Below are 25841 nucleotides of genomic sequence, written 5' to 3' on the forward strand. Positions count from 1 at the left end.
CCACTGTAAAGTAAACTTTACAACTCAAGAGCTGTCCCGCATGACCCAGACCTCCGACACGCCGTCGCGGAAGTGCGACCTGTGCGCAGGCGAGATGAAACTGCTCGGCCGCCTCCCGCGACGAGCGAACCAAACCCAACGGTTGGTTTTCCGCTGCTCCGCCTGCGACAATGTCATTCAAGAACAGACGTGAAACCGTCGAGCCCGGCTTGGCCGGGCCTTAGTGCCGTTCAGCGCCGGTATGGCTCGCCCAGCGTCGCCGGCGCCATCTGCCGGCCGACCAGACCGCCGACGGCGAGCAGCGCCAGCAGATAGGGCAGCATGATCAGCAACGCATTCGGCACGTTGACGCCGAGCGCGGGGAGCTGGAATTGCAGCGCCGTCGCGGCGCCGAACAGCAGGCACGCCAGCGTGGTGCCGCCGATCCGCCATTTGCCGAAGATCACCGAGGCGATCGCCAGATAGCCAGCGCCGCGGGTCATGCCCTCGGTGAAGGTGTGAATGTCGCCGATCGACAGGAAGGCGCCGGCCAGCGACGCCATGAAGCCGGCGAACACCACCACGCCGTAGCGCACCGCCGTCACCGACAGGCCGGATTTGTCGACCGCCTTCGGCTCAGCGCCGGCGGCGTGGATGGCGAGACCGAGCGACGTGTAGCGCAGCACCAATGCGGTGACGATGATGATGGCGATGCCGGCGTAGAGCAGCCAGACCTGCTCGAACACCGCCGGGCCGATCATGGGAATATCGCCGAGCAGCGGCGGCTTGATCTTGGCGAGGCCAGGGATTTCGGCACGGGATCGCGCGCCAAAAATTTCGCGATAGGCCAGCGTGGTGGCGCCGAGCACCAGGATGTTGATGCCGATGCCGGAGACGATCTGGTTGGCGCGTAGCGTGTTGCTGAGAAAGGCTTGGAGCAGCGACACCGGCACCACCGAGATGATGCCGATCAACAGGCCGACCAGCGGATCGCCGGTCGCCCAGGCGCCGACCGCGGCGGCGAAGGCCGACATCAGCATCATGCCTTCGATGCTCATGTTGAGCACGCCAGCGCGCTCGCTGACCATCTCGCCGATGCCGGCCAGCAGCAGCGGCGTGGCGAGGCGGATCGACGAGCCGAGGAAGACGGCAAACAGCTCCCAGGTCATTTGCGCTCCCACTTCTCGATGAACAGCGCCGCGCCGGCGAGCGTGATCACGATCAGGCCCTGGATCACCACCACCAGCGCGGTCGGTACCGCCGCGACCATCTCCATGTTGATGCCGCCCGAGCGCATAAAGCCGAACAGCAGCGAGGCGGCGATCACGCCCGGGATCGAGCCGCGCGACAGCAGGCCCGCGACCAGCCCGTCAAAGCCGTAGCCGGACGAGAAGCCGTCCTTCAGCGTGTGCTGCTCACCGAGCAGCATCAGCGCGCCGGCAAGGCCGCCCAGCGCACCGGCGCCGGCCAGCGCGAACACAACGGTCTTCGCATACGAGATCCCGGCACGATGCGCCGCGACCGGATTGAGCCCGACGGCGCGCAGCCGCACGCCGAAGATGGTCTTCGCTAGCAATACCCCGACCACCAGCGCGATCAGCAACGTCAGCGGCAGTCCGATATGCACCGGGAAGCCGTAATCGCCGGTGAGCAGCGGCAGCTGCGTCGAGTCCGGGATCTCCAGCGATTCCGGCAGTGTCGCCGAACTGGTCATCGGCTTGCGCAGCAGGGCCGGCGATTGCACGCACCAATACAGCAGCCAGACGCCGATGAACGACAGCAGCAGCGTCGAGATCACCTCGTTGGTGCCGGACTTCACCTTCAGCACCGCGGCGAGCGCGCCCCACAGCGCACCGGCAATCACTGCGGCCAGCATCGGCAGCATGAAGGCGAGGCCGAGCGGCAGGTCGCTGACGTGGCCGTACAGCGCCACGGCGGTTGCGGCGATGCCGCCGACTGCGATCTGGCCTTCACCGCCGACATTGGTGAGGTTTGCGCGGTTGGCCAGCACGAAGCCGAAGCCGACCAGCGCGAACACGCAGGCGCGGTTGAGCGAGGCGGCGAGCGCATAGGGGGAGCCGATGGTGCCATCGACAAAAGCTTCGATCGCGTCGGGCACCGACACGCCAATCGCGGCGATCAACGCGAGACCGACCGCGGCGGCGAACGCCACGGCCGCGATCGGAACTAACAACGACGGTCGCAGCGTGAAACGCGGCGCGCGAGCGAGTGAGTTCTGCTGATCGAGCGTGGTCATTGTGCCTGCCCCGCCATCATGGCGCCGATCTCCGCCTTGCGGGCCGGATCGGCCGCGCATGTGCCCATGATCCGACCGCGATATAGCACGACGATGCGGTCAGCGACGCTGAGCAGCTCGTCGAGTTCGGACGACACCAGCAGCACCGCGATGCCGCGGCCGCAGGCCTCGCGGATATGGCCGTACACCGCCGCGACCGCGCCGACGTCGAGGCCGCGCGTCGGCTGCGACGCGACCAGGCACGACAGGTTCGGCAGCGTGATCTCGCGGGCCAGCACCGCCTTCTGCTGATTGCCGCCGGAGAGGCTCGAGAACGCCGCGCCCGGCCCGCGCGCGCGGACGTCGAAGCGCTGCATCAGCGTCGTCGCTTCGCGCTGCAAGGCGGTGCGGTTGAGGAAGCCGAAGCGGGTGAACTCATCGAGCCGGTTGAGATAGATGTTTTCGGCTAGGCTCATGCCGAGGACACAGCCGACGGCGTGGCGGTCTTCCGACACGATGCCGATTCCGGCCGCGGTGATCTCTTTCGGCGAACGGCCGGTGAGATCGGCCTCGCCCAAGTAATAGCGCCCGGAGGTCGGCGCCATCATGCCGGCCAGCACGGCGGCAAGTTCGCTCTGGCCGTTGCCTTCGACTCCGGCAACGCCGACGATCTCGCCGCGATCGACCGTCAGCGTGAAATTATCGAGCCGGGTGACGCCCTGGCGATCCTTCACCGTCAGCCCGTCGATCTGCAGCGCCTCGATCTTGCTACGCGGCGGCTGATAACCGACATGCGCGACCTTGCCGAGCCCGAGTGTCGAGGCCGCCGCGCCGTCGAGCTCGGCGACGTCGCCATGGATCATCGCCCGCACCAGCCCGTCGATATCGCGCGCCGGCGCATCCGAGGTCGCAACGGTGCGGCCGCCGCGCAGCACGGTGACACGATCGGCGACTTCCTTGATCTCGGCGAGCTTGTGGGTGACCAGCACCACGGCACGGCCGCTCGCCGCGACGCGGCGGCAGACCTGCAGCAGCGCCGCGATCTCATCCGGCAGCAGCACGGCGGTCGGCTCGTCCAGCACGAACAGCTGCGGATCGCGGATCAGGCACTTGACGATCTCGACCCGCTGCCGCTCGCCGACGGAGAGGTCGTCGATCTTGGCATTCGGATCGAGCGGCAGGCCGTACTCATCCGCCAGCTTGGCGAGCTGCCGCGCGCAGTCCTTGCGATTGAGCACGCCGCGGCCGCGGCCGAGCAGCACGTTGTCGACGACACTCATGTCGCCGACCAGGCTGAAATGCTGGTGAACCATGGCGATGCCCTGCGTCAGCGCATCGGCCGGCCCGGACGGCTGATAGGCGGCGCCGCGATAGGTCATCGCGCCGCCGTCCGGCCGGTGCACGCCGAACATCACGTTGCACAGCGTCGACTTCCCGGCGCCGTTCTCGCCCAGGATGCAATGCACCTCGCCCGGTCGCAGGTCGAGCGAGACCTCCGACAATGCGGTGAAGCTGCCGAACCGCTTGGTCACCTGAGACAGGCTGAGCAGCGGCGTAGAGGCTTCGACGGCGGGCGAGGTGCTGATCATGGCTAGCCCTTCAGCACCTTGATCTTGCCGGCGAGCAGATCCTTCATGATGGCGTCGAGCTTGGCCTTCTGCTCCGGCGTCGCGCCGCAGATCACCATGTTGGAGGCTTCCGGCCCCATCTTCAGGCCGAACTCCTTGTAGCCCGGCGCCCAGCTCCCCTTCACGGCTTCGTCGATCGCGTATTGCACCTGATAGCCGGTGCCGGTGATCGAATAGGCGACGTACAACGGATCGGTGCCGCAGCGATCGGTGTAGCTGCCGATGATGTGGGTGCCCTTCTCCTTCGCCGCCTGCTCCATGCCGCGCAGGCCGAGATTGAGGATGTGGTAGTGAATGTCGGCGCCCTGCGCGATCGCCGCCAGCGTCGCTTCCTTGGCTTTCGCCACGTCGTCGAAATCGCCGGTGTAGTTCTCGGTGTATTTGATGTTGGGATTGATCGACTTGGCACCGTTGCCGAATTCCTTGCCGGCATTGACGATCGACGGGATCTCGAGGCCGCCCACATAGCTGATCGCGCCATTCTTCGACAGCATTGCCGCCGCCGCGCCGGCCACATAGGCGATCTCGGCCTGCTTGACGTCGTAGCCGGCGACATTCGGCGCGCTCTCGCCGTCATTGCCGCCGACGATCGAGAAGTGAACTTTCGGGAAGCGCTTGGCGATCTTGTACACCGACGCCTGGGTCTGGCCGCCGACGCCGATCACCAGCGTGTTCTTGCTGGCCAGGTTGGTCAGCGCCTGATCCATATCGGCGTAGTTGATGTTCTCGATCATCTGCACCTTGATCTTGTCGCCGTACTTCTTCTCGGCGGCCATCAGGCCGTCGTACGACGACTCCATCCAGCCCTTGTCGGACTTCGACCCCGGAATCAGGATGCCGACCTTGAGCGGCTCGGCCTGCGCCAACGTGGCGGACAATGTCAGCGCGCCGGTGAGCAGCGCGGCTTTCAGAACGGAACGGCGTGACCTCATGAGACCCCTCTTTGGAAGCTGAATTGGTTGTGCGCCTCCCTGCAGCAAGCGGTATGCCAACACATCACCGCACTGATTTTGTTTGGGAATTTCATAGACGCGGCCGCCCCAAACAAACAAATGCTTACTTTTTAAGCCGCTAGTTGCGTGTCATGTCGAATCCGCAAGCAGGCGGTCGGCTCACTTCGGCGACCAGCATTGAATCTCCTCACAAATCGCCGCTGGCAGCGAACTTGCAATCAACCTGATCGGCACAGTTTGTAGTCGAGCCTTGTCAGCACCGCGCTTCGCAAGATGATGCGCGCAACGGAGAAACCACCATGATGACCAGCGACGGCACCGATCCCCGCGTGACGCACGCGCACGATGTCGGCGCATTCGTTCCCGGCCCGCGGTTGCAGGTCGCCGCGACCTCGCCTGGTCCGCTCGACGGACTGAGCTTTGCGGTCAAGGATCTGATCGACGTTGCCGGCACCATCACCGGCGGCGGCAATCCGGACTGGCTGCGCACCCATGGCCCGGCGACGCGCTCCGCCCCCGTGGTCGAGCGCCTGCTCGCGGCCGGCGCCAGCATCCATGGCAAGACCATCACCGACGAACTCGCCTTCAGCCTCGAAGGCGTCAACGAACATTACGGCACGCCGCTCAATCCGGCCTGCCCGGATCGGATCCCCGGCGGCTCATCCTCCGGGTCCGCCTCGGCGGTTGCCGCCGGACTGGTCGATTTCGCGCTCGGCACAGACACCGGCGGTTCGGTGCGGGTGCCGGCGAGCTTTTGCGGCATTTACGGCATGCGTCCCACTCACGACGCGTTGCCGCTCGACGGCGTGTTGCCGTTCGCGCCGAGCTACGACACCGTCGGCTGGTTCGCGCGGGACGTGGACACGCTGGCGCGCGTCGGCGACGTGCTGCTGCCGAAAGCATCTCCTGCGCCGATCGAGAAGCTGATCGTCGTCAGCGACGCCTTCGCGATCGCCGACGAGCCGGTCGCGGCCGCGCTGCGCGCGGTTTGTCAGGCGCTCGGCGCCACGGAGGAAATCACCGTCTTTGGCGGTGCCGATGCGGACTGGTTCGAGGCCTATCGCATCCTGCAAGGCACGGAGAACTGGCGCGAGCTCGGACCATGGATCAGCGCCACCAAGCCGCGTTTCGGCGAAGCGATCGCGCCGCGCTTTGCCGGCACGGAAGATATCACTGCGGAAGATGTCGAGCGCTGGCAGCCGGTGCGCGACGCCATCAGAGCCAAGCTCCGCGCGCAGCTCGGCGGCGGCGTTGCCTGGCTGATTCCCACCGCGCCCTGCATCGCGCTGCGCAAGGATGCGCCCGGCGCCGGCGAGCAGATCGGCCCGTTCTACGGACGCGCGCTGACGCTGACGTCGATCGCCGGCCATGCCGGGCTGCCGCAGATCAATCTGCCCGCAGCGACCGTCGACGGTTGTCCTGCCGGCCTCTCGATCGTCGCCGGCGCAAGCCAGGATCGCGCTTTGTTGGATGCGACGCGCGGCCTTGCTGCACGTCTGGCAGACCGGACGGCGGCATGACGAATTCGATGACTGATCTCAATGCCGACACCAAACCACGCCGACGGCCGCGCCGCTCGGCCGAACAGAACCGAGCCGCGATCCTGAAAGCCGCTACCGCCGAGTTCGCGACGCACGGCTATGCCGGCGCCCGCATCGACCGCATCGTCAAAAAGGCCGGCTCCAATCCGCGGATGATCTACGAGTTGTTCGGCAGCAAGGCGGCGCTGTATGTCGCGACGCTGGAAAGCGCGCTCGGCGCGCTGCGTAGCGAAGAACTCAAGCTGGACGTGATGCATCTCGATCCGCTCGAGGGGCTGCTCAAGCTGTTCGATTTCATGAACGGGCATCTGGAGCGCAACGGCCATCTGGTGAGCCTGCTGCGCAGCGAGAACATGATGAAGGCGCGGCACATGAAGAAGTCGCCGCGCATTCAGGAGATGTCGTCGCCGGTGCTCGGCATGACCCAGCGGCTGCTCGCACGCGGCGTTGCCGAGGGCCGGCTCGCGCCAGATATCGACCCGCTGCGGCTCTACGTGATGATCGCCGCGCTCAGCCAGTTTCACCTCGCCAACATGCACACGCTGTCGTCGGAATTCGAGACCGATGTCAGCTCCGCCGAATGGCGCACCGCCCGCCGCGCCGACGCGCGAAAGATGCTGGCGGCGTATTTGGAGAAGACGTGAAACGTTGCACCTGTTCAGATGAGACGCAACTCCAACAGATCCGTTAGTTAGGCAATCAGCCTCTCGACCCGCCATGCCCGGGCTCGTCCCGGGCATCCACGCCTTCAGGCCTCACCGCGTGGCAAGGCGTGGATGGCCGGGACAAGCCCGGCCCGAGGGCTCGCGCAACCGAACCGGGACGTGGCCTTGCCACATACACGGTCCTCATCCTGAGGAGCCCGGCGAAGCCGGGCCTCTCGAAGGATGTGGCGACGCAGCACCCGCGGCCCATGATTCGAGACGGCGCTTCGCGCCTCCTCACCATGAGGTCGTGCTTGTAGCAAGGCTTGAGATCATCAATTGCGGCAAGCGCTGCTAGGCATCTGGCGTAGATCGCCTACAGCGAAATCTCCATCAGGTCGCGGGCGACGACGAGCGGGCCGGTGTAGTGCTTCCTCACGTCCTGCATCCACATCTCGTCGCTGATCGTGTCGATGTCGCCCGGCACGAGGTGCGTCATCACCAGTTTCTTGACCTTGGCGGCGGCGGCGAGCTTGCCGAGGTCTTCGGTGGTGGTGTGCGAGGCGATCAGATGCTCCTTGAGCGTCGAGGCGTTCTTGATCCGCGCCGCCAGCGCGTCGACTCCCGGCACATAGAGCGCTTCGTGAATCAGCAGGTCAGCGCCTTCGGCGAACTTGGCGATCTCCGGATTGTAGGCGGAATCACAGACATAGACGATGACGCCCTTGGGCGTTTCGAACTTGTAGGCGTAGTTGCGCTCGAGGATCGGCGGATGCGGGGTGCGCAGCGCCGTGACCTTGACCTTGTCGGTGGTCAGCACCGGTCCGGACTCGATGATCTCCTTCACCACCAGGAATTTGCGCGGATCCGGCTTACCCTCGTCGGGCATCCGGATCTCGATGTCGTCCTTCATCGATGTCCAGAACGCCTGCGCCAGTGCGTCGAGCCCGACCGGCCCGAACGCGTCGATCTGGTGATTGAGGCCGGCAGACCAGGCGCCATAGACCATGTTGCCGAATTCGAGCACGTGGTCGGAATGCATGTGGGTGACGAACACGTAGCGCAAGCTCGGCAGCACGACCTTGGCCTCGACCAGCCGGCGCGCGACGCCGTAGCCGCAGTCGATCACGAACGGCACGCCGTCGACCAGCAGCACGTTGGCCGGGTTGGAACGGCCGGTGCCGATGCGCGGGCCGCCCTTGGTGCCGAGGCAAATCCACTTCACGCCGCTCTCGGCGCTGGCTTGCTGCGCCGCAGCGGTGCCGCTCTTCAGACCGAGCGCGCCAACGACACCGCCGGCCAGAGAGAGTTGCAGAAGCGTGCGCCGATCGAGAGACATCCAGGTTCCTTTCAGAGGAGATCGCGCCGCGCGAAGCGACGGTGACGAACGAAGTAGAACGCGAGTCCGGCCGCGGCAAGGCGGGAGCCCGCCGCGTTTCGATCAATCAGTCATGCCAGAGCGGAATGGCGCGGGCGCGGCGCGCCAGCGTCCGTGGGCGGCGGCGCCTCACCCGCCCGGACGTTGCCGAGGAATTCCGAGATCCGTGTGGCCCGGTCGTTGCCGTGCGCCGCCAGATCGTCGCCTTGGCGATCATCCGCAGTGCCGCCACTTCGGCATCCACCATCGCCGACGACACCGAGCCGACATCGGCCGAGACGTCCATTATCTGGCCAGCGCGGCGAGGCAACCGCGCCTGTTTCCGCGCCATCCTGCGCGAGCCGTCGCCACCCTCGGCGCCGTTACTTCGCAATCCTTCTGCACCTGCTCTGCCGTTGCTCTGCAACGTTGCTGATGACCACGGACTGGAGGTGCGCTGCACGAATTTTCCTCATGAGAAATTCTTGTTCTTATGGATTGACTTTGAAGAAACCTCTGCCCTAATCTTTTTTCGCCGGAAACAAGAAGCAGTCGCAGTTCGAGTGAGCGACTTCGATCGCATCGGACGGCATTGCCCAACGAGGGGTAAGAGATGAGCGGCGACGATTTGCCTGCAGCGACCATCCGTCCGGTGTCCAGACGCAAACTACTCAAGATCACTGCAGGCTCTGCAGCGGCCGCCGTTGCAGGCTTCGCGGCACCCAGCGTGATCGCCGCCGGCAAGGACAAAATCCTGATCGGCGTCCCGTCTTCGCTGTCCACGCCTTACGGCGTCGCCGACGACACCGATCATCTCAACGGCACAAAGCTCGCCGTGGAGGAGATCAATGCGGCCGGCGGTGTGCTCGGGCGCGAGATCGAGCTGTTCGTACCGGACGTCGATAAGCTCAATCCGGAAAGCTGCCGGCAGGCGATCGCCGCCTGCATCGACAAGAAGGTGCTGGCGATTTCCAACGCCTTCCTGTTCGCACCGATCCCCGCGATGGACGAATCCGCCAAGTACAAATGCCCGTATCTGCAGGGCAACACGCAGCGCACCGCGACGCTGGCCTACAAGGCGGACCCGAAGAAATACAGCCATGTGCTGCAGACCGATCCGTCGGAAGTCAACTACGGCTGGACCTATCCGCTGTGGCTCACCAAGATGGAAGAGACCGGCGTCTGGAAGCCTAAGAACCGCAAGATCCACATCGTCGCCGAGCAGGTCGGCTACTGCCAGACCATCCTCAAGGCGGCCAAGGAAGCGATCCCGAAATACAAGTTCGAACTCGCCGCCGTCACCGACATCCAGTATCCGGTCAACGACTGGAGCCCGGTGATCCAGAAACTCAAGGAAGTCGACGCCGGCGCGATCATGATCGACCATTGGGTCGCCGCCGAATACGCCGCGTTCTGCAAGCAGTTCTCCGCCGACCCCGTGCCGGGATCGCTGGTCTATCTGCAATACGGCCCGTCGCAGCCGGAATTCCTCGAACTCGGCGGCAATGCCACCGAAGGCTTCTGCTGGAGCACCGTGCTCGGCGTCTACGGCGACAAGACCGGCCAGGACTTCCGCGCCAAGTATCTCAAGAAATATCCGAAGTATGCCGGCAACATGGGCCTCGTCTACACCGGCAACGGCTACGACATCGTGCAGTACCTGAAGCGTTCGTGGGAGGCGACCAAGAAGCCGGAAGACTTCGAGGCGAACTGCACGTGGATCCGCGAGAATCCCTATCGCGGCGTCTGCGGCATGATGAACATGAACAACGAGTATCAGGAGGGGCTGCACTATCCCGACAACGGCTTCGGCAACCAGGCCGCCGAGCTCGAGAAGGGCATGAGTCAGCTGTTCGTGCAGGTGCAGGACGGCTCCCACAAGATCGTCTGGCCCAACGAGATCGCCGAGTCGAAGTTGAAGCCGGCTCCGTGGTGGTGACGGAACGGGCGGCAGGCTGATGCAGGGAACAGCTTTCTTCTCTTGCGAGAGCCTGTCGCTCAATCTCGGCGGGCGCGAAGTCCTTCGCGACATCGGCTTCGAGCTGCGGCCGGGCGAAGTGCTGGGGATCATCGGCCCCAACGGCGCCGGCAAGACCAGCCTGCTGGAGATTCTCTCCGGGCGCTTCCGCCCGAAGACCGGCAAGGTGCTGTTCGAAGGCCGCGACATCACCGCGCTGCCGCTGTTCCAGCGGGCGCGGCTCGGGATCGGCCGCACCTACCAGACGCCGCTCGTGCCGGAAGAGCTCACGGTCGGCGACACCTTCAAGGCGGCCCGACAGGCGTTCGAACCGTGGCTGACGCGGTTCGACGCCGAGTACGGCGCCAACCTGGTGCGCTTCCGCGTGCCTTACGATCGGCCGACCGTCAATCTGAAGACCTTCGAACGCCGCAAGCTGCTGATGGCGACGCTGCTGATGCGCCAGCCCAAGCTGCTGCTGATGGATGAGCCCGCGGCGGGACTGATCAACGCCGAGATCGACGAGATCGACCAGATCCTGCGGATGCTGTCCAAGGAGATGAACGTCGGCATCATCATCGTCGAGCATCGCATCGAGCTGCTCGAATCGATCGCCGACCGGGTGGTGGTGATGGATGCCGGCGAGATCATCGCCCGCGGCGCGCTCTCGGACATCATCGACAGCGAAGCGGTCCGCGCCGCGTATTTCGAGGCGCATTGAGCATGACCGAAGTGCTGAAGATCGAGGGATTGTCGGCCGGCTACGGCCCGCTCCGGGTGATCCACGATCTCGATCTGGTGATCCAGCCGGGCGAACGGATCGGCATCGTCGGCCTCAACGGCCATGGCAAGACCACGCTGTTCTACGCCATCGCCGGTCTCACCGGCTGGCAGCGCGGCTCCATCCTGCTCAACGGGCGACAGATCGGCCGCACCCGCAGCCAGGGCGCCGGGCGTTACACCCACCAGATCGTGCGTCAGGGGCTGGCAATCATGCCGCAGGGCGACGAGATTTTTCAGGGACTGACGGTGGAGGAACATCTCGACTCCGGAGCGTTCACGCCCGAAGCGTGGCGCACCCGCAAGGAGCGCAAGGAGCGCGTGCTCGACATCTTCGAGCCGCTGCGCAAGCTGATGAAGACGCCGGTCGGCCGTCTGTCGGGTGGCGAGCGCCGCATGGTGTCGATCGGGCGCGGATTGATGACTGACGCCAAGTTGTATCTCGCCGACGAGCCCTCGCTCGGCCTCGCACCGAAGATCGGCATCGCGGTGATGAACGCGCTGCTGGCGATCGACCTGAAGGACTCGGCGATGTTCATCGCCGAGCAGAACGTTGCGCTGCTCGAAGGAAAGGTCGACCGCATCATCGGCATGCACGCCGGCAAGCTGAAGGGCGAGGCCTCCTCGTCGTTCCGCCTCGGCGGCGGTCACTGAGCGCGCCGATGGATATCGCCTTCGTCCTCATCAACGCGATCACCGTGGCGGCGATCTACGGCCTGATCGCGATCGCGGTGTCGATCACCTGGTCGAGTCTCGGGCTGGTCAATCTCGCCTACGGCTTCATCTTCTCGTTCGCCGGCTACGCCGCCTGGCTGATGGCGACGCAAGTCTCCAAGGACCCGTTCCTGGTCGCCGGCACCGGCATCGCGGCCGGCGCACTCGGCGGCATCATCGTCTGTCTCCTGGTGTTTATCCCGCTGCACGACAAGCCGGCCTTCACGTCGCGCGGCATGATCGCCACGCTGGCGATCAGCCTGATCGGCAGCCAGCTGTTCCTGATGCTGTTCGGCCCGACGTCGAAGTCGCTGCCCGATCTGTTCGGCCGCTGGCGCACCAAGATCTTCGACGTCACGCTGACCGCCGACAAGATCGGCATCGTGGCCTGCTCGGTCGCGATGCTGATCCTTGTCGTGGCGTGGATGAAGTCGAGCCGGCGCGGGCTGGAAATCCGCGCCATGATGATGAACCCGCACGCCGCTGCGATCGTCGGCATCGGCGTCCGCCGCACCGGCTTCTACGTCATGGGCCTGACCGGCGCGATGGCCGGCCTCGCCTCGGTGCTGCTGTCGCAGACCTATTACATCGCGCCGTTCTCCGGCCTGACGCCGCTGATCAAGGGCGTCTCGATCGCGCTGTGCGGCGGCCTCGGCTCGGTGCAGGGCGCCGTGATCGCCGCCATCCTGCTCGGTCTGGTCGAAGCGCTCACCAACAAGTTCCTCGGCGGCCAATATGTGCTGATGACGCAGTTCCTGGTGATCATCGCCATCCTGATCGTGCGGCCGCGCGGCATCTCCGGCATCGTCGACAAGGCGCGCGAGCAATAGAATGACAGATCAACCGCGCATCACGCCCCCGCCACCAACCTGGAAAAATCCGCTGGCCGCCTGGGGCACCGCCACCGGCAATTCCGAAGCGGCGACCGTTGCGGTGCCGGATCCGCGCGAGATCTGGCGCAAATCCACCGCCTACAAGGTCAAGACCTATCCGGTCGGCCGGCTCAAATACTTCATCGTCTGGCGCGCGCACGGCGCGAAGCTGTGGGAGCGGCTGCGCTGGTGGCCGACCCGGCGCAACCTGCTGGCGGTCAAGGGCCTGTACAACCGCAAGACCGCGATCGCCGAAAAGCGCATCCTCGACCGTCGACCGATCTATTGGGCGCTGGCGCTGATCGGCCTGCTGATCGCCCCGCTGCTGTTTCCGCAGGCGCAGACCAACGCGCTGCTCACCGCCGGCGCAACCTTCGGCATCTTCGCGGCAATCAACGTGTGCTGGACCCTGATCATCGGCACCGCGTCGATCTTCTCGCTCGCCACCTATGCGGTGGTCGGCACCGCGGCCTTCGTCACCTCGCTGCTGTCGATCCACTACGGCGTGCCATGGTACGCGATGCCGCCGATCGGCGCCGGCATCGGTCTGGTGTTCGGCCTGCTGATCGCGCTGCCGGCGCTGCGGCTCGACGGCTTCTACTACGCACTGCTGACGCTGGGTCTGAACGAGCTGTTCCGGGTGTTCTTCACCACCTCCAAACAGTTCGGTGCGTCCTCCGGTGGCCTGTACGGCGCCGACTCGTTCATCAGCCAGGCGTGGCCGCCGATGACGCAGTCGATGGTCGCGTATTATTCGTCGTTCCTGCTGCTGGTGCTGGCGCTATTCGTGTTCCGCTTCATCAATGGCAAGCGGCTCGGCCGCGTCCTGCGGATGGCGCCGGAAAAACACGAGGCGTTCGCGGCCGCCGCCGGCGTCGACTACAAGCGCGCCCGCATCACCATCTTCCTGCTGACCTCCGCGGCGCTCGGCTTCATCGGCGGGTTCTACGCCGCGCAGTATCGCGGCGTCGCCTATTCGATCTTCGATTTCCAGACGGTGCTGCTCGGCCTCGCCATGATCACCATCGGCGGCATCGGGCGGGCCGAAGGCGCCGTGCTCGGCACCCTGGCGGTGATCTTCCTGCGCGACGTGCTGCTCGAATGGGGGCCGTGGCGCTATCTGATCATCGGGACGTTGATGCTGGGCGCCGTGCTGTTTCTCAACAACGGCTATTTCGGAATCCGCAAGCAGTTCACCGCCTGGCGCGCGAAGAAGCGCGGCGAATGGCGCTCCACTCGCACCGAGAAAGGCGGCGAGGCGCTGCCCGAGGAAGCCACCGAGATCGACGACAAGGACGCGCTGTATTTCCGCCGCTACGACAAGATGCAGCGCGACTACCTCAAAGGTTTGATCTCGCCCGAGATCATCGAGGAGCATCGCCGCCAGCCGCTGGGCCAGCATTCCGAGGCCCTGGAACGCGTGCTGCTGTATTTCCGCCGCGCCAAGATGGACGACAAATACGCGCTGCACGCCGCGTCGCCGCACGGCCCCTACAAGATCATCGCCTTCTCGGGCGTGCGCGGCGTCTCGCCGCGGCTGGTGGACGATCGCGAATACGGCACGCTGGACGAGGGCTATCACGCCGTCTTCATGCGGCGCGTCCACGACCTGATGGAAAGCTGAGGGCGGGCCGATGGCGGAGCCCCCAACCATCGACGTGCCGGATCAGGACGACCACGTCCGCGATCTGTTCGACCGGATGACCCGGGCCTATCTGCGGTCGGTGCTGAGCGACGAACTGATCGCCGAGCACGCGCGCGGCGATCACGGCCATGTCAGCGAGCCCCTGGCGCGGCTGCTCGCCTGGTGCCATCGCCGGCCGCGGCAGCAGCAATATGCCGTCAAGGCCGAAGCCGACGGCAGCTTCCGGCTGATCCGCTTCGCCGGGCGCGGACAGAAGCCCGTTTACGTCGGCGACGAGCGCTTCGTCACCTTGCAGGCGGCGCGGCACGGCGCGTTCCTTCGCCACGTTCAGGACCTCACAGAGAAGTAGAGATGGCTCAGCAGAAGATCTTCGGATACGCCGACCGCCTTTCTGTCCGCCCCGGCGAAAACATCACCTTCCATGTCAATTGCGACGGCGCCAGCGAAGCGGACGCCAGGCTGGTTCGGCTGATCCACGGCGACAGCAGCCCCGCCGGCCCCGGGCATGTCGAGGTCGAGGTCGACAGCGCGGTCAACGGCAGCTGGGCGGTGAAGAAGCAGTTCACCCAGCTCGGCAGCTATCTCGAGGTCGAAGACCCCTCGCGCAAACTGGACGTATCCGGCAGCCTCACGCTGATGGCGTTCGTGTGGCCGACGCTGCCGCACAAGGGCAACCGCCAGACCATTCTCGGCCGCTGGGACACGCTGCGCAACGCCGGCTACGCGCTCGGTATCAACCCCGCAGGACATCTGGAGTTCTGGGTCGGCAACGGCACCGAGGTCGACTACGTCACCGCCGAGCTGCCGCTCGTCGCCAAGGTCTGGTACTTCGTCGCGGTGTCGTATGATCGCGCCAGCGGCCGCGCAGAGATCTATCAGGAGGGCGTGCTCAACCGCTACAATTCGCTGATCAGCAAGGTGGTGCCGCACGACTATGCCAGCCACGTCGCCCAGCACTTCCGCTTCGCGCCGGACAACCGGCCCGACGTGCCGTTCCTGATCGCCGGGGCACGCGACGAACACAAACTGCGCGGCCCGTTCGTCAGCGACCTATATGCGGGCAAGATCGACCGTCCGGCGATCTGCGGCCGCGCGCTGACCCGCGCCGAACTCGATCATTGCCGCAAGGGCGGCCTGCCGCCGGAAGCCGACATCCTGGCCTATTGGGACACGTCGAAAGGCTACACCGCGCACGGCATCGGCCACGACGTCATCGACATCGGTCCGCACAAGCTCGACGCCAAAGGCTTCAACCACCCGGTACGCGGCATGACCGGCTGGAACTGGACCGGCAAGGACGACTGCTTCCGGCTCGATCCGTCGCAATATGGCGGCATCGAATTCCATCCCGACGCCGTCACCGATTGCCGCTGGGAGCCGACCAAGACCTTCACGGTTCCGGCCGATCTGAAGAGCGGCATCTATGCGATGCGGCTGCGGATCGGGCCCGGCACCGGCATCGCCGAAGAGTACATCGTGTTCGTGGTGCGGCCAGCGAAGCCGAACGGGAAGCTGTGTTTCCTGGTGCCGACCGCGAGCTATCTGGCGTACGGCAACGAGTCGCTCTCCTTCGACGCCCACATCATCCAGCCGATGACCGGCCAGCCGCCGGTCGTCACCGATCTCGACGTCGAAACCTACGAGCATCGCGAATACGGCCTGTCGACCTACGATCACTACGAGGACGACGCCGGCGTCTGCTTCTCGTCCTACCTGCGGCCGATCGTCAACATGCGGCCGAAATATCGCATGTCGAGCATGAACATCACCTGGCAGTTCCCGGCCGATCTGTCGATCGTCGCCTGGATCGACCACATGGGCTACGATTGCGACTTCATCACCGACGAGGACCTCGACCGCGAAGGCGTCGAGTTGCTGAAGCCGTATCTATGCGTGATGAGCGGCACCCATCCGGAATACGTCTCGGAGAAGATGCTCGATGCGCAGGAGGATTACGTCGCCGGTGGCGGCCGGCTGATCTATATGGGCGGCAACGGCTATTACTGGGTGGTGGGATTCGACCCGGAAGTGCCGGCCTGCATGGAGGTGCGCAAGCTCGATAGCGGCATGCGCGCCTGGGCCGCCAAGCCCGGCGAGCACTATTTGCAGACCACCGGGGAGAAGAGCGGGCTGTGGCGCAATCGCGGCCGCGCGCCGCAGAAGCTGACCGGCGTCGGCTTCATCGCCGAAGGCTTCGAAACCGCCGCGCCGTATCGCAAGATGCCCGACGCCTGGCACCGCACGGTGTCGTGGATCACCGAAGGGGTCGAAGGCGAGATCATCGGCGATTGCGGCCTCGCCTATGGGGCCGCCGCCGGTGTCGAACTCGACCGCTACGACCTGTCGCTCGGCACGCCGCCGCACACCAAGATCATCGCCTCGTCGGGCGGGCATTCCGACAACTACGTGCTGGTGACGGAGGAACTGCTTTACGCCTATGCGGGCCTCACCGGCTCTCTGGATTATCGCATCCGCGGCGACATCACCTACTTCACCGCGCCGAACGACGGCGCGGTGTTTTCGACCGGCTCGATCGGCTACGGCCAGGCATTGCCGGCCAACGGCTTCGACAACTCCGCATCACGCGTCCTCGCCAATGTGGTGGACGCCTTCCTGAAGCCGGGCCGCCTGCCCGGTAGCCACTGGACCGTCGAGGAGAAGCAGTGGCGCTAAAGCGCTTCATCGCTTGATTGAAACGATCCGACCGTTCGCAGGCACTGAGTCCTCATCCTGAGGAGCCCGGCGAAGCCGGGCGTCTCGAAGGATGGGGCAACCTATTCTTTGTAGCCCATGGTTCGAGACGGCGCTACGCGCCTCCTCACCATGAGGTTGTGCGTGTGGCGGCAGTCACTGATCTTCCCCTTTGATTCCAAGAAAAGCAGAGCTGCTCTAATTGGAGTGCGCGTTTCAACTCGCGATCCAGCCGACGTCAAACGGCACGCCGATCGACGATCTCGTCGATCGCGTCATACACGAGATCGAGATCCGCCTCCGTGCTGCAATAAGGCGGCATCAGGTAGATCGTGTTGCCGAGCGGCCTGACCAGTAGATTGCGGGCGCGGAAGGCCTCGTACAGCATGGGGCCGATATTCGCCATGTAGCCGGCATCGCCGGCGACGACGTCGAGCGCCGCGATGGTGCCGAGTTGGCGCACGTTTTCGAAGCGGCCATCGACGCGGAAGCGATCGAGCTTGCGGGTCTGCAGCGTGGTGAGCGCGTCGATGCGCTGCATCACCGGCTCGCTATCCCAGACTTCGAGATTGGCCAGCGCCGCCGCGCAGGCGATCGGGTTGGCGGTGTAGGAGCTGGAGTGGAAGAAGGTGCGGGTGCGGTCGGGCGAGTAGTGCGCGTCGAAGATGTCGCCGCGGCACAGCGTCACCGCCAGCGGCAGCGAGCCGCCGGTGAGGCCCTTGGAGTAGCAGGCGATGTCCGGCGCGATGCCGGCCTGCTCGCAGGCGAAGCGGGTGCCGGTGCGGCCCCAGCCGGTCATCACCTCGTCGGCGATGAACAGGACATCGTGCCGCTCGCACACCCGCTTCATCTCCGCCAGCACCGCGGGCGGATAGATCAGCATGCCGCCGGCGCCAAGGATTAGCGGCTCGACGATCAGCGCCGCAACGCCACCTGCCGCGCAAGCAGCGTCGAGCGCATCGAGTGTCATTTGCTCGCGGCCCGATTCCGGAAACGGAATGCGGTCCACGGCAAACAGCAGCGGATCATACGGCGCGTTGAACACGCCGCGCTCGCCGACCGACATGCCGCCAATGGTGTCGCCGTGATACGCGCCCTGCAGCGCCAAAATGCGCGTGCGGCTTTCACCGCGATGCCGCCAGAAGCCGAGCGCCATCTTAAGCGCGACCTCGACCGAGGTCGAGCCGCTGTCGGAGAAGAATACGTATTCCAGCTGCGGCGGCGTAATCTCGATCAGCCGCCGCGCCAGTCGCTCCGCCGGCTCGTGGGTGAAGCCGGCGAAGATGACCTGATCGAGCCTGTCGGCCTGCGCCTTGATGGCCTGCACGATGTGCGGATGGCGATGGCCGTGGGTGATCACCCACCAGGACGAGATCGCATCATAGATGCGCCGGCCGTCGGTTGCTTCCAGCCACGCGCCCTCGCCGCGCGCGATCGGGATCGCCTCAGGCTGCACCGCGTGCTGGGTGAACGGATGCCAGACGGGGGATTTGGAGGTCATCAATCAGCCTTCAGGAAATCAGCAGCGTTGAAGTTCGCCGCGAACGCGGCGCGCAGCGCCGCAGCGTCGAGTGTCAGCAGATGCGGCAGCCGGCCGAGCCGCTTCGCGCCGCTGAAATCGCCAATGACGCGCTCGGACTCGGCATTCTCGTCGCCGATAAAGGCGATGCCGAGCAGCGGGATGTGGCGGGCGCGCAGCGCCTCGACCGACAGCAGCGTGTGATTGATGGTGCCGAGCGTGGTGCGGGCGCACAGCACCACGGGCGCCTGCCAGCGCGCGAACACATCGATGGTCAGCAGCGTCCGCGTCAGCGGCACCAACAGGCCGCCGGCGCCTTCGATCACCAGTGGCCGCTCGGTGCGCGGCAGCACCAGTCGCTCCGGATCGATCGTGATGCCATCGAGCTCAGCGGCGAGATGCGGCGAGGCCGGCGTGTTCAGTCGATACGCTTCCGGCAGCAGCCGCGCTTCGGGCAGCCCCGACAATTGCAGCACGCTGTCGCGATCGGTGCCGTCATCGAGCCCAGCCTGCACCGGCTTCCAATAATCAGCGTCGAGCGCGCCGGCGAGCGCGGCGGCGAACACGGTCTTGCCGACGCCGGTATCGGTGCCGGTGACGATGATGCGCGCGCTCATGCGGCCATCCGCATGTCTTCGGCCAGTGCCGCGAACAGATCTGCGACGATCGCCTCGTCGATATTCGCCGTCAGCGCGATGCGCAGCCGCGCGGTGCCCTCCGGCACGGTCGGCGGCCTAATGGCGCGAATGTCGAAGCCGCGCCGCTGCAGCGACGCCGCCACCGCGACCGCCGCCTGATCGGCGCCGATCACCACCGGCACGATGTGCGAGCCCGACGCCTGCAGCCCGCAGGTCCGGCGCAATTCGCGCTCAGCGAAGGTCACCAGCCGCGCCAGCCGCTCGCGCCGCTCCGGATTGGTGCGCGACAGCTCGATCGCCGCGCGGGTGATCGCCGCAGTCAGCGGCGACGGCGCGGTGGCGAAGATGAAAGGCCGCGACCGGTTGACGAGAAAGTCGCGGATCACCCGCGGCGCCACGATGAAGCCGCCGACCGTGCCGAGCGCCTTGCCGCAGGTGTGCAGCGTGACGACGTTGGGCCGCCCCTCGAACCGCGCCGCGAGGCCGCGGCCGTTCGGCCCGAGCACACCGGTGGCGTGCGCCTCGTCGATCACCAGCATGGCGTCGTGCCGATCGGCGATGGCGAACAGGCCGTCGAGATCGGGACTGTCGCCGTCCATGCTGTACAGGCTCTCGACCGACAGCCACGGCCGCCCCTTGCCGCCCGCCGTGCGCCAGCGCACGATCGCGGTCTCGAACGCGTCGATATCGTTGTGCGCCACGCCGACGAACTCGGCACGGCCGCGGCGCAGCCCCTCGTGCACGCTGGCGTGGATCAGCTCGTCATGCACCACAAGATCGCCGCGCTGCGGCAGCGTCGAGAAGATCGCCTGATTGGCGACGAAGCCGCCGCCGAAATACAGCGCGGTCTCGGCGCCGAAATACGCCGCCGCCTCGGCCTCCAGTGCCTCGTGCTCCGGATGATTGCCGCGCAGCAGCCGCGACCCACCCGACCCGACCGGCACGCCCCGCGCCACCGCCGCGGCCGCCGCGCGGCTCAGCTCCGCGGATTCGGCGAGCCCCAGATAGTCGTTCGACGTGAAGTCGATCCCCGCCCGCGCCTTCAGCGCCCGCAGCCGCCCCCGCCCCGCCAACCCGCGCAGATCGGCCTCGAAAACCTCATGCATGATCGTGATTCATCCTGATGTGCCGCCCGTGCGGACCCTGCCCGCGCGGCGCCCAAAACACTTGCCCCAAGGCGCTGCGGCCGACGCCGACGGCCAGGCAGCCGCCCTGCTTAGCCGCGAAGCCTCATCCGCAAAACCCAGCGCTCCGCATGCCCGCCCGACCGGGCAGCAATGCGGCGGAGAGGGGCAGGCTCAAGTCTGCGCGCAGCGCTGCATTCAGCGCAAGCGGCTGAGAAACATCGATAAATATGTCTATCGGGGAAGGGATGGTGCCCAGGGGCGGGATCGAACCACCGACACTGCGATTTTCAGTCGCATGCTCTACCAACTGAGCTACCTGGGCGTTCCGCCGGGCGATGCCGGGGGAGCGCCGGTTTATAGTCAGCCGAACCGGCGCTGTCCACCCGTCCGCAACATCCAAATGACAGGAAAATCGGGGATGGTCCGGACGGCCCGATCGCGCCTCGGCCACGGCGGCAGACCGGGGCCCCGGAACCGCGGATCGCCGCCTGAAGGCTCAGTCCTCGTCGTCGTCCGCGGGTGCAGCCGGGATGGCGTAGGAGCCGGACAGCCAACGATTCAGATCGACGTCGCGGCAGCGCTCGCTGCAGAACGGGTGCGAGTCCGGCGTCGCCGGCTTGCCGCAGATCGGGCAGCTTTTGGCCTTGGCCGGCTTGGCGGCCTTTCCGGCGGGCGTCTCAGGAGGCATTGAGCCAGCCGTGGCGGATCGGGAAGCCTTCGCCGCCGAGCAGGTTCACCGTCTCGTACAGCGGCAGGCCGACGATGTTGGTGTAGGAGCCGACGATCTTGACCACGAAGCTGCCGGCGATGCCCTGCACCGCATAGCCCCCGGCCTTGCCGCGCCATTCGCCGGAGGCGACGTAGCCGTCGATATCCTCTTCGTTCAGCCGCTTGAACCGCACCTTGGTTTCGACCAGCCGCTGCCGGAAGCCGCCTTTCGGCGTCACCAGGCAGATCGCCGAATAGACCCGGTGGTTGCGGCCCGACAGCAGCCGCAGGCACTGCGACGCCTCGTCGACCAGTTCGGCTTTCGGCAGGATGCGGCGGCCGACGGCCACCACCGTATCGGCGGTCAGCACGAAGGCGCCGCGCAGGTCGTCGTCGAGCTGCACCGACTTCAGCGCCGCTTCGGCCTTGGCGCGGGCCAGCCGCGTGGCGCAGGCGCGCGGCAGCTCGCCCTTGGTCGGGGTCTCGTCGACATCGGCCGGGCGCAGCGCGTCGGGCTCGATGCCCGCCTGGTTGAGCAGAGCGAGCCGGCGCGGCGAAGCGGACGCGAGAACGAGTTTGGGACGGCCGGACATGCGGAACTTCGATTCGGGCGGGTGGCGGGAAAGGAGCCGGAACCTATCGGAAGGCGAAAGCCGGGACAACAGGCCCCGCGCACCAGCATGACGCCTCAGCGCGCCGGCCAGTTCCAGGACGGCAGCTCGCCGTCCCGCACCACCGTCTCGCTCAGCTCCTTTTCGAGGACGATCTCGCGGCACTCGGCTTCGCGGCCGAGCGCCGACACCAGGCCCGCGGCGTGCGACACCACCACGATCTGCGAATGCGCCGACGCCGCCGCGATCAACCGGGCGAGCGGGCGCAGCAGATCGGGATGCAGGCTAGCCTCCGGTTCGTTGAGGATCATCAGCTCGGGCGGACGCGGCGAGCGCAGCGCGGCGACCAGCAGCAGATAGCGCAGCGTGCCGTCGGACAGTTCGGCGGCCTTCAGCGGCCGCAGCAGGCCGTGCTGCTGCATCGCCAGCTCGAAATAGCCGTCGAGCTCGGAGACGATCAGCCGCGCCCGCGGAAACGCGTCATCGATCGTGGCATCCAGAGCCTCCGGATCGCCGATCTCCAGAATGGTCTGAATCGCGGCGGCGAGGTCGGCGCCGTCGCCGCCGAGCACCGGCGTATGCGTGCCGATCTGCGGCCGCCGCGCCGGCGCGTCACGGTCGGTGCGCAGCTGATCGTAGAACCGCCAACTGCGCATCCGGTCGCGCAGCAGCAGGAGTTCGAGCGCGTCGCGCGGATCGGCGCCATGCGTCATCATGCTGTCGGAGGCGGCGAGCTGGCGATACACCTCGCGCCATTGCCCGCCCTCGTCGCGCACCCGCACCAGCGGCCCGCGCCGCTCGGCGAATGCATTGGCGCGGCCGAGCAGTTCGCCGGTCCACACGCTCTCGACCTTGATCTCCGGATCGCGCCCGAACAGCGAGGTCGCGTCCGGCAGCGGCAGGCCGAGATCAATCGCGTAGCCGTAATCGGGCCCGGCAAAGCCGAGCTTGAGGCCGACGCGGTTACTCCGCGTCGTGCCCTGCACCGGCTGCGCGCCGCGCTTCATCGCCCGCGACACCGTCTCCGGCCCCGCCCACAGCGTCGACTGCAACCCGCCTTCCGCCGCCAGCGACTGCACCACCCGCCCCTGCGCAATCTCCGCCAGCAGCCGCAACGCCCGGTACAGGCTGGACTTGCCGGCGCCATTCGCCCCAGTGACGACATTGAGCCGCCCGAGCGTGAGCCGCACGTCGCGCAGCGATCGATAGCCGGAAACGGCGAGGCGGGTGATCATGAGGCGACCCGGACGTGGACGATGCGGACGGGATAGCAGATCGGGGCTGCGAGCCAAACGTAGGACGGCAACGTTATAAAGCACTGCGCTCGCTCCGCGCACGGCAGGCTCCCTCTCCCGCTTGCGGGAGAGGGCTGGGGTGAGGGCGACGCGGGCACTGCGTCGCTTGTCGCGACAAGCAGCAAGGCTCGGTCGCGCGGGGACGCCCCCTCACCCGCCCGGCTTCGCCGGGCGACCTCTCCCCGCGCGCGGGGAGAGGTTACGCAATGCTCGGGGAGAGGTTCGGGGACTGGTTGTGCACACGAGCAAACTACTCATTCCCCCCTGAGTGCCGCCCGAACCGCTTGTAGATGCGTTGCATCAGGGTGTCCGCGACGTCCTGGTAGGCGGCGATGCGTTGGTCGCGGGTGCCTTCGGTGCCGGTCGGGTCGTAAGTCGGCCAGTATTCGACGTCGATGGCGTGGGTGCGGGTCAGTTCCAGCGCCTTGTGGTGCGCTTCGGGCGACAGCGTGACGATCAGGTCGAAGTTCAGCCCCTCCCAGTCGTCGAGTTCCTCGAACGTCGTCGGCTTGTGCTTGGAAATGTCGATGCCGCGCTCGGCCATCGCCGCCACCGCGAATGGGTCAAGCTCCTGGGTCTTCACCCCGACCGAACGGATATACATCGTGCGCGGCGCGATGCTGCGCAGCAGGCCCTCGGCCATCGGCGAACGCACGCTGTTCAGGCCGCAGGCGAACAGCACCGCTTGCGGCTGCCGCATGCGCGTCAGCCCTTCCAGTGCAGCACCGAAATCAGCGTGAACAGCCGGCGCGCGGTTTCGAAGTCGATGCGGACCTTGCCGGCGAGGCGTTCCTGCAGGGTGCGCGAGCCTTCGTCGTGGATGCCGCGGCGGCCCATGTCGATGGCTTCGATCTTGTCCGGCGTCGCGGTGCGGATCGCCTGGTAGTAGCTGTCGCAGATCATGAAGTAATCCTTCACGATGCGCCGGAACGGCGACAACGACAACAGATGCGTGATCACCGGCGTGCCGTCCTCGCGCCGGATGTCGAACATCAGCCGGTTGCCGGTGATGCCGATATGCAGCGTGAACGGACCTTCTGCGCCGTTCTCCGGCGCGAACAGATTCTTCTCGACCAGATCGTAGATCGCGATCGCGCGCTCGTGCTCGATGTCCGGCCCGGACCGCCCGATCGATTCCTCGTCGAGCGTCACCGCGACGATGCGATTGTTGGAATCGTCTGGTTCGGAATCACTCATCGCCGGTTCAGACGCAGTCCCACCGAGCGCGCATGCGCGTCCAACCCCTCGGCGTCGCCGAGCGTCATCGCCGCCGGCCCCAGCGCCGCGAGCTGCTCCGGCCCGCATTTCAGGATCGAGGTGCGCTTCATGAAGTCGAGCACGCCGAGCCCGGACGAGAACCGCGCCGAGCGCGCGGTCGGCAGCACGTGGTTGGAGCCGCCCACATAGTCGCCGATCGCTTCCGGCGTATGCGCGCCGAGGAAGATCGCGCCGGCATTGCGGATCTTGGCCGCGAAGGCTTCCGGATCGGCGGTGATGATCTCGAGGTGCTCGGCGGCGATCGCATCCGCCAGCGCCACCGCCTCGTCCAGCTTGCCGACCTTGATGATCGCGCCGAACTCGCTCCACGAGGCGCGCGCGATCTTCTCCCGCGGCAACGTGGTCAGCTGCCCCTCGACGGCGCGCTCGACCTGCGCGGCGAGGTCCGCATCGTCGGTGATCAGGATCGACTGCGCATTGGCGTCGTGCTCGGCCTGCGCCAACAGGTCGGCAGCGATCCAGTCCGGATTGCCGGTCTGGTCGGCCACCACCACGACTTCGGACGGGCCGGCGATCATGTCGATGCCGACGCGGCCGAACACCAGCCGCTTGGCGGCCGCCACATAGGCGTTGCCGGGCCCGACGATCTTCGACACCGGAGCGATCGTCGCGGTGCCGTAGGCCAGCGCGGCGACGGCCTGCGCGCCGCCGACGCGATAGATCTCGGTGACGCCGCCGAGCGACGCCGCCGCCAGCACCAGCGGGTTGAGCTTGCCGTCCGGCGACGGCACCACCATCACCACGCGCTCAACGCCGGCGACCTTGGCGGGGATGGCGTTCATCAGCACCGAGGACGGATACGCCGCAGTGCCGCCGGGCACGTACAAGCCGACCGCCTCGACGGCGCTCCAGCGCCAGCCGAGCTCGACACCGAGCGCATCGGTGAAGCGGTCGTCCTTCGGCAACTGCCGGCGGTGAAAGAACTCGATGCGGTCGCGCGCGAATTTCAGCGCGTCGATGGTCGCCGGATCGCAGGCCTTCACGGCCGCGTCGATCTCGGCCGCGGTGACGCGCAAGCCGTCCGCCGTCAGGGTCAGCCGGTCGAACTTCGCGGTGGCTTCGAGCAGCGCGACGTCGCCGCGCGCCGCGACGTCGTCGACGATCGCCCGCGTCGCCGCCTCGATGTCGGCCGCCACTTCCCGCTTCATGGCGAGGAAGGCCTTGAACTGCGAGGCAAAATCGGTGCTGGCGCTATCGAGACGAATGGGCATTTGCAGGCTTCCGGAGGCATCTCGGCCCAAGCGGGCCTGATGCTCAATGGCGCGGCGACTTACCGCCGTCAACCCTTATGCCGGAAGGCTTTCGCTTCGGTTGCCGGATCGGCGCCGGGCGCATGGGCAATCGGCTCAGCCGAGGCCGCCGAGCTCCTCGGACGGGTCGCGCTCGCCGTCTCCGACGCCGAGGTGATCCGGCCCGAGGTCGGTCAGCGCGCATTCCAGACACTCGACGTCCAGCCGCAGCATGCCGCCGCGGGCGAACATCAGCACCACGCTGCCGCCCGGCGGCTCCTGTGCCGGGTAGAACTCGATCCCGACCATCTCCAGCGCAATGTCCGGCTTGTCGATGTCGATGTTGCGCGACTTGCAGGCGAGCACGCGGTCGAACCGCAGCGCCGCGATCAGCCGACCGGGCACCGGCTCGCCCGCCAGCGTCTGCTCCCAATCAAGC

General features: G+C 66.5%; 25 protein-coding genes and 1 tRNA gene. 10 read left to right on the forward strand and 16 right to left on the reverse strand.

What is annotated here, in order from left to right; genetic code table 11:
* Positions 1 to 230: 230 nt before the first annotated feature.
* The 4 genes from IP86_RS00160 to IP86_RS00175 are packed head-to-tail and all read right to left on the reverse strand — an operon-like array spanning position 231 to position 4775.
* A complete protein-coding gene (locus tag IP86_RS00160; protein ID WP_054160546.1) occupies positions 231 to 1148 on the reverse strand; it encodes an ABC transporter permease in 918 nt (305 codons plus the stop codon).
* On the reverse strand, positions 1145 to 2236 hold the full coding sequence (locus IP86_RS00165; RefSeq protein ID WP_054160547.1) for an ABC transporter permease: 1092 nt from the start codon (positions 2234 to 2236) through the stop codon (positions 1145 to 1147). Before IP86_RS00165 ends, IP86_RS00160 begins: the two co-directional genes overlap by 4 nt.
* Entirely contained in the window at positions 2233 to 3804 is a 1572-nt protein-coding gene (locus IP86_RS00170; protein ID WP_054160548.1) for an ABC transporter ATP-binding protein, read from the reverse strand. Before IP86_RS00170 ends, IP86_RS00165 begins: the two co-directional genes overlap by 4 nt.
* 2 nt (positions 3805 to 3806) lie before the next feature.
* A complete protein-coding gene (locus tag IP86_RS00175) occupies positions 3807 to 4775 on the reverse strand; it encodes a BMP family protein (RefSeq protein WP_054160549.1) in 969 nt (322 codons plus the stop codon).
* 320 nt (positions 4776 to 5095) lie between these two features.
* Between IP86_RS00175 and IP86_RS00180 the strand changes: the two genes are divergently transcribed.
* Positions 5096 to 6316: an amidase gene (locus tag IP86_RS00180; protein WP_245290482.1), complete on the forward strand. Its 1221-nt coding sequence runs from the start codon at positions 5096 to 5098 to the stop codon at positions 6314 to 6316.
* A complete protein-coding gene (locus IP86_RS00185) occupies positions 6313 to 6981 on the forward strand; it encodes a TetR/AcrR family transcriptional regulator (protein WP_245290483.1) in 669 nt (222 codons plus the stop codon). The genes IP86_RS00180 and IP86_RS00185 overlap by 4 nt, the downstream gene beginning before the upstream one ends.
* Before the next feature lie 376 nt (positions 6982 to 7357).
* On the opposite strand, the gene IP86_RS00190 is transcribed toward IP86_RS00185, so the two are convergent.
* A complete protein-coding gene (locus IP86_RS00190; protein WP_054160550.1) occupies positions 7358 to 8320 on the reverse strand; it encodes an MBL fold metallo-hydrolase in 963 nt (320 codons plus the stop codon).
* A gap of 41 nt (positions 8321 to 8361) precedes the next feature.
* On the opposite strand from IP86_RS00190, the gene IP86_RS28375 reads away from it, so the two are divergent.
* Genes IP86_RS28375 through IP86_RS00230 form a run of 8 tightly spaced genes read left to right on the forward strand, consistent with a single transcriptional unit; the run spans position 8362 to position 16979 of the window.
* A complete protein-coding gene (locus tag IP86_RS28375) occupies positions 8362 to 8955 on the forward strand; it encodes a hypothetical protein (protein ID WP_156332337.1) in 594 nt (197 codons plus the stop codon).
* Positions 8952 to 10277, forward strand: coding sequence for an ABC transporter substrate-binding protein (locus IP86_RS00200; RefSeq protein ID WP_054160552.1), 1326 nt, complete (start codon positions 8952 to 8954; stop codon positions 10275 to 10277). The genes IP86_RS28375 and IP86_RS00200 overlap by 4 nt, the downstream gene beginning before the upstream one ends.
* Positions 10278 to 10296: 19 nt before the next feature.
* Positions 10297 to 11016 carry an ABC transporter ATP-binding protein gene (locus tag IP86_RS00205; protein WP_054160553.1) on the forward strand — a complete coding sequence of 240 codons (720 nt, stop codon included), beginning with the start codon at positions 10297 to 10299 and terminating at the stop codon, positions 11014 to 11016.
* A 2-nt stretch (positions 11017 to 11018) separates the two neighbouring features.
* Positions 11019 to 11729: an ABC transporter ATP-binding protein gene (locus IP86_RS00210; protein WP_054160554.1), complete on the forward strand. Its 711-nt coding sequence runs from the start codon at positions 11019 to 11021 to the stop codon at positions 11727 to 11729.
* Positions 11730 to 11737: 8 nt separating this feature from the next.
* Entirely contained in the window at positions 11738 to 12619 is an 882-nt protein-coding gene (locus tag IP86_RS00215) for a branched-chain amino acid ABC transporter permease (protein WP_054160555.1), read from the forward strand.
* A 1-nt stretch (position 12620) separates the two neighbouring features.
* Positions 12621 to 14285 (forward strand): branched-chain amino acid ABC transporter permease, encoded by a 1665-nt coding sequence (locus IP86_RS00220; protein ID WP_054160556.1) that lies wholly within the window; start codon positions 12621 to 12623, stop codon positions 14283 to 14285.
* 10 nt (positions 14286 to 14295) lie between these two features.
* Positions 14296 to 14655, forward strand: coding sequence for a N,N-dimethylformamidase alpha subunit family protein (locus IP86_RS00225; protein ID WP_054160557.1), 360 nt, complete (start codon positions 14296 to 14298; stop codon positions 14653 to 14655).
* 2 nt (positions 14656 to 14657) lie between these two features.
* Complete coding sequence (locus tag IP86_RS00230) at positions 14658 to 16979, forward strand: N,N-dimethylformamidase beta subunit family domain-containing protein (RefSeq protein WP_054160558.1); 2322 nt, start codon at positions 14658 to 14660, stop codon at positions 16977 to 16979.
* A 256-nt stretch (positions 16980 to 17235) separates the two neighbouring features.
* Here IP86_RS00230 and IP86_RS00235 read toward each other — a convergent pair whose 3' ends face one another.
* From IP86_RS00235 to IP86_RS00285, 11 genes are all read right to left on the reverse strand, one after another.
* Positions 17236 to 18498, reverse strand: a complete 1263-nt coding sequence (locus IP86_RS00235) for an adenosylmethionine--8-amino-7-oxononanoate transaminase (RefSeq protein ID WP_054160559.1) — start codon at positions 18496 to 18498, stop codon at positions 17236 to 17238.
* Positions 18498 to 19133 carry a dethiobiotin synthase gene (gene bioD / locus IP86_RS00240; RefSeq protein ID WP_054160560.1) on the reverse strand — a complete coding sequence of 212 codons (636 nt, stop codon included), beginning with the start codon at positions 19131 to 19133 and terminating at the stop codon, positions 18498 to 18500. The genes IP86_RS00235 and bioD overlap by 1 nt, the downstream gene beginning before the upstream one ends.
* Positions 19130 to 20260, reverse strand: a complete 1131-nt coding sequence (locus tag IP86_RS00245) for an 8-amino-7-oxononanoate synthase (protein WP_054160561.1) — start codon at positions 20258 to 20260, stop codon at positions 19130 to 19132. The genes bioD and IP86_RS00245 overlap by 4 nt, the downstream gene beginning before the upstream one ends.
* Positions 20261 to 20527: 267 nt before the next feature.
* Positions 20528 to 20603 (reverse strand) — tRNA-Phe (locus IP86_RS00250).
* Positions 20604 to 20777: 174 nt separating this feature from the next.
* Positions 20778 to 20969, reverse strand: a complete 192-nt coding sequence (gene yacG, locus IP86_RS00255; RefSeq protein WP_054160562.1) for a DNA gyrase inhibitor YacG — start codon at positions 20967 to 20969, stop codon at positions 20778 to 20780.
* Positions 20959 to 21582 (reverse strand): Maf-like protein, encoded by a 624-nt coding sequence (locus IP86_RS00260; protein WP_054160563.1) that lies wholly within the window; start codon positions 21580 to 21582, stop codon positions 20959 to 20961. The genes yacG and IP86_RS00260 overlap by 11 nt, the downstream gene beginning before the upstream one ends.
* 95 nt (positions 21583 to 21677) lie before the next feature.
* Positions 21678 to 22835: an AAA family ATPase gene (locus IP86_RS00265; protein WP_054160564.1), complete on the reverse strand. Its 1158-nt coding sequence runs from the start codon at positions 22833 to 22835 to the stop codon at positions 21678 to 21680.
* 310 nt (positions 22836 to 23145) lie between these two features.
* Positions 23146 to 23595, reverse strand: coding sequence for an arsenate-mycothiol transferase ArsC (locus tag IP86_RS00270; RefSeq protein ID WP_054160565.1), 450 nt, complete (start codon positions 23593 to 23595; stop codon positions 23146 to 23148).
* A gap of 5 nt (positions 23596 to 23600) precedes the next feature.
* Positions 23601 to 24092, reverse strand: a complete 492-nt coding sequence (locus IP86_RS00275; protein WP_054160566.1) for a UPF0262 family protein — start codon at positions 24090 to 24092, stop codon at positions 23601 to 23603.
* Positions 24089 to 25384 carry a histidinol dehydrogenase gene (gene hisD / locus IP86_RS00280; protein WP_054160567.1) on the reverse strand — a complete coding sequence of 432 codons (1296 nt, stop codon included), beginning with the start codon at positions 25382 to 25384 and terminating at the stop codon, positions 24089 to 24091. The genes IP86_RS00275 and hisD overlap by 4 nt, the downstream gene beginning before the upstream one ends.
* 135 nt (positions 25385 to 25519) lie before the next feature.
* Positions 25520 to 25841 (reverse strand): DUF2948 family protein (locus IP86_RS00285; protein WP_054160568.1); only part of this gene is annotated, 322 nt, incomplete at its 5' end.

The organism is Rhodopseudomonas sp. AAP120, assembly GCF_001295845.1.
In the GTDB taxonomy this organism is placed as follows: domain Bacteria; phylum Pseudomonadota; class Alphaproteobacteria; order Rhizobiales; family Xanthobacteraceae; genus Rhodopseudomonas.

What these genes read in the sequence shown, in the direction of transcription:
- IP86_RS00160 (WP_054160546.1), bottom strand. Translation starts at nt 1,148, where the DNA reads ATGACCTGGGAGCTGTTTGCCGTCTTCCTCGGCTCGTCGATCCGCCTC.
- IP86_RS00165 (WP_054160547.1), bottom strand. Translation starts at nt 2,236, where the DNA reads ATGACCACGCTCGATCAGCAGAACTCACTCGCTCGCGCGCCGCGTTTC.
- IP86_RS00170 (WP_054160548.1), bottom strand. Translation starts at nt 3,804, where the DNA reads ATGATCAGCACCTCGCCCGCCGTCGAAGCCTCTACGCCGCTGCTCAGC.
- IP86_RS00175 (WP_054160549.1), bottom strand. Translation starts at nt 4,775, where the DNA reads ATGAGGTCACGCCGTTCCGTTCTGAAAGCCGCGCTGCTCACCGGCGCG.
- IP86_RS00180 (WP_245290482.1), top strand. Translation starts at nt 5,096, where the DNA reads ATGATGACCAGCGACGGCACCGATCCCCGCGTGACGCACGCGCACGAT.
- IP86_RS00185 (WP_245290483.1), top strand. Translation starts at nt 6,313, where the DNA reads ATGACGAATTCGATGACTGATCTCAATGCCGACACCAAACCACGCCGA.
- IP86_RS00190 (WP_054160550.1), bottom strand. Translation starts at nt 8,320, where the DNA reads ATGTCTCTCGATCGGCGCACGCTTCTGCAACTCTCTCTGGCCGGCGGT.
- IP86_RS00200 (WP_054160552.1), top strand. Translation starts at nt 8,952, where the DNA reads ATGAGCGGCGACGATTTGCCTGCAGCGACCATCCGTCCGGTGTCCAGA.
- IP86_RS00205 (WP_054160553.1), top strand. Translation starts at nt 10,297, where the DNA reads ATGCAGGGAACAGCTTTCTTCTCTTGCGAGAGCCTGTCGCTCAATCTC.
- IP86_RS00210 (WP_054160554.1), top strand. Translation starts at nt 11,019, where the DNA reads ATGACCGAAGTGCTGAAGATCGAGGGATTGTCGGCCGGCTACGGCCCG.
- IP86_RS00215 (WP_054160555.1), top strand. Translation starts at nt 11,738, where the DNA reads ATGGATATCGCCTTCGTCCTCATCAACGCGATCACCGTGGCGGCGATC.
- IP86_RS00220 (WP_054160556.1), top strand. Translation starts at nt 12,621, where the DNA reads ATGACAGATCAACCGCGCATCACGCCCCCGCCACCAACCTGGAAAAAT.
- IP86_RS00225 (WP_054160557.1), top strand. Translation starts at nt 14,296, where the DNA reads ATGGCGGAGCCCCCAACCATCGACGTGCCGGATCAGGACGACCACGTC.
- IP86_RS00230 (WP_054160558.1), top strand. Translation starts at nt 14,658, where the DNA reads ATGGCTCAGCAGAAGATCTTCGGATACGCCGACCGCCTTTCTGTCCGC.
- IP86_RS00235 (WP_054160559.1), bottom strand. Translation starts at nt 18,498, where the DNA reads ATGACCTCCAAATCCCCCGTCTGGCATCCGTTCACCCAGCACGCGGTG.
- bioD (WP_054160560.1), bottom strand. Translation starts at nt 19,133, where the DNA reads ATGAGCGCGCGCATCATCGTCACCGGCACCGATACCGGCGTCGGCAAG.
- IP86_RS00245 (WP_054160561.1), bottom strand. Translation starts at nt 20,260, where the DNA reads ATGCATGAGGTTTTCGAGGCCGATCTGCGCGGGTTGGCGGGGCGGGGG.
- yacG (WP_054160562.1), bottom strand. Translation starts at nt 20,969, where the DNA reads ATGCCTCCTGAGACGCCCGCCGGAAAGGCCGCCAAGCCGGCCAAGGCC.
- IP86_RS00260 (WP_054160563.1), bottom strand. Translation starts at nt 21,582, where the DNA reads ATGTCCGGCCGTCCCAAACTCGTTCTCGCGTCCGCTTCGCCGCGCCGG.
- IP86_RS00265 (WP_054160564.1), bottom strand. Translation starts at nt 22,835, where the DNA reads ATGATCACCCGCCTCGCCGTTTCCGGCTATCGATCGCTGCGCGACGTG.
- IP86_RS00270 (WP_054160565.1), bottom strand. Translation starts at nt 23,595, where the DNA reads ATGCGGCAGCCGCAAGCGGTGCTGTTCGCCTGCGGCCTGAACAGCGTG.
- IP86_RS00275 (WP_054160566.1), bottom strand. Translation starts at nt 24,092, where the DNA reads ATGAGTGATTCCGAACCAGACGATTCCAACAATCGCATCGTCGCGGTG.
- hisD (WP_054160567.1), bottom strand. Translation starts at nt 25,384, where the DNA reads ATGCCCATTCGTCTCGATAGCGCCAGCACCGATTTTGCCTCGCAGTTC.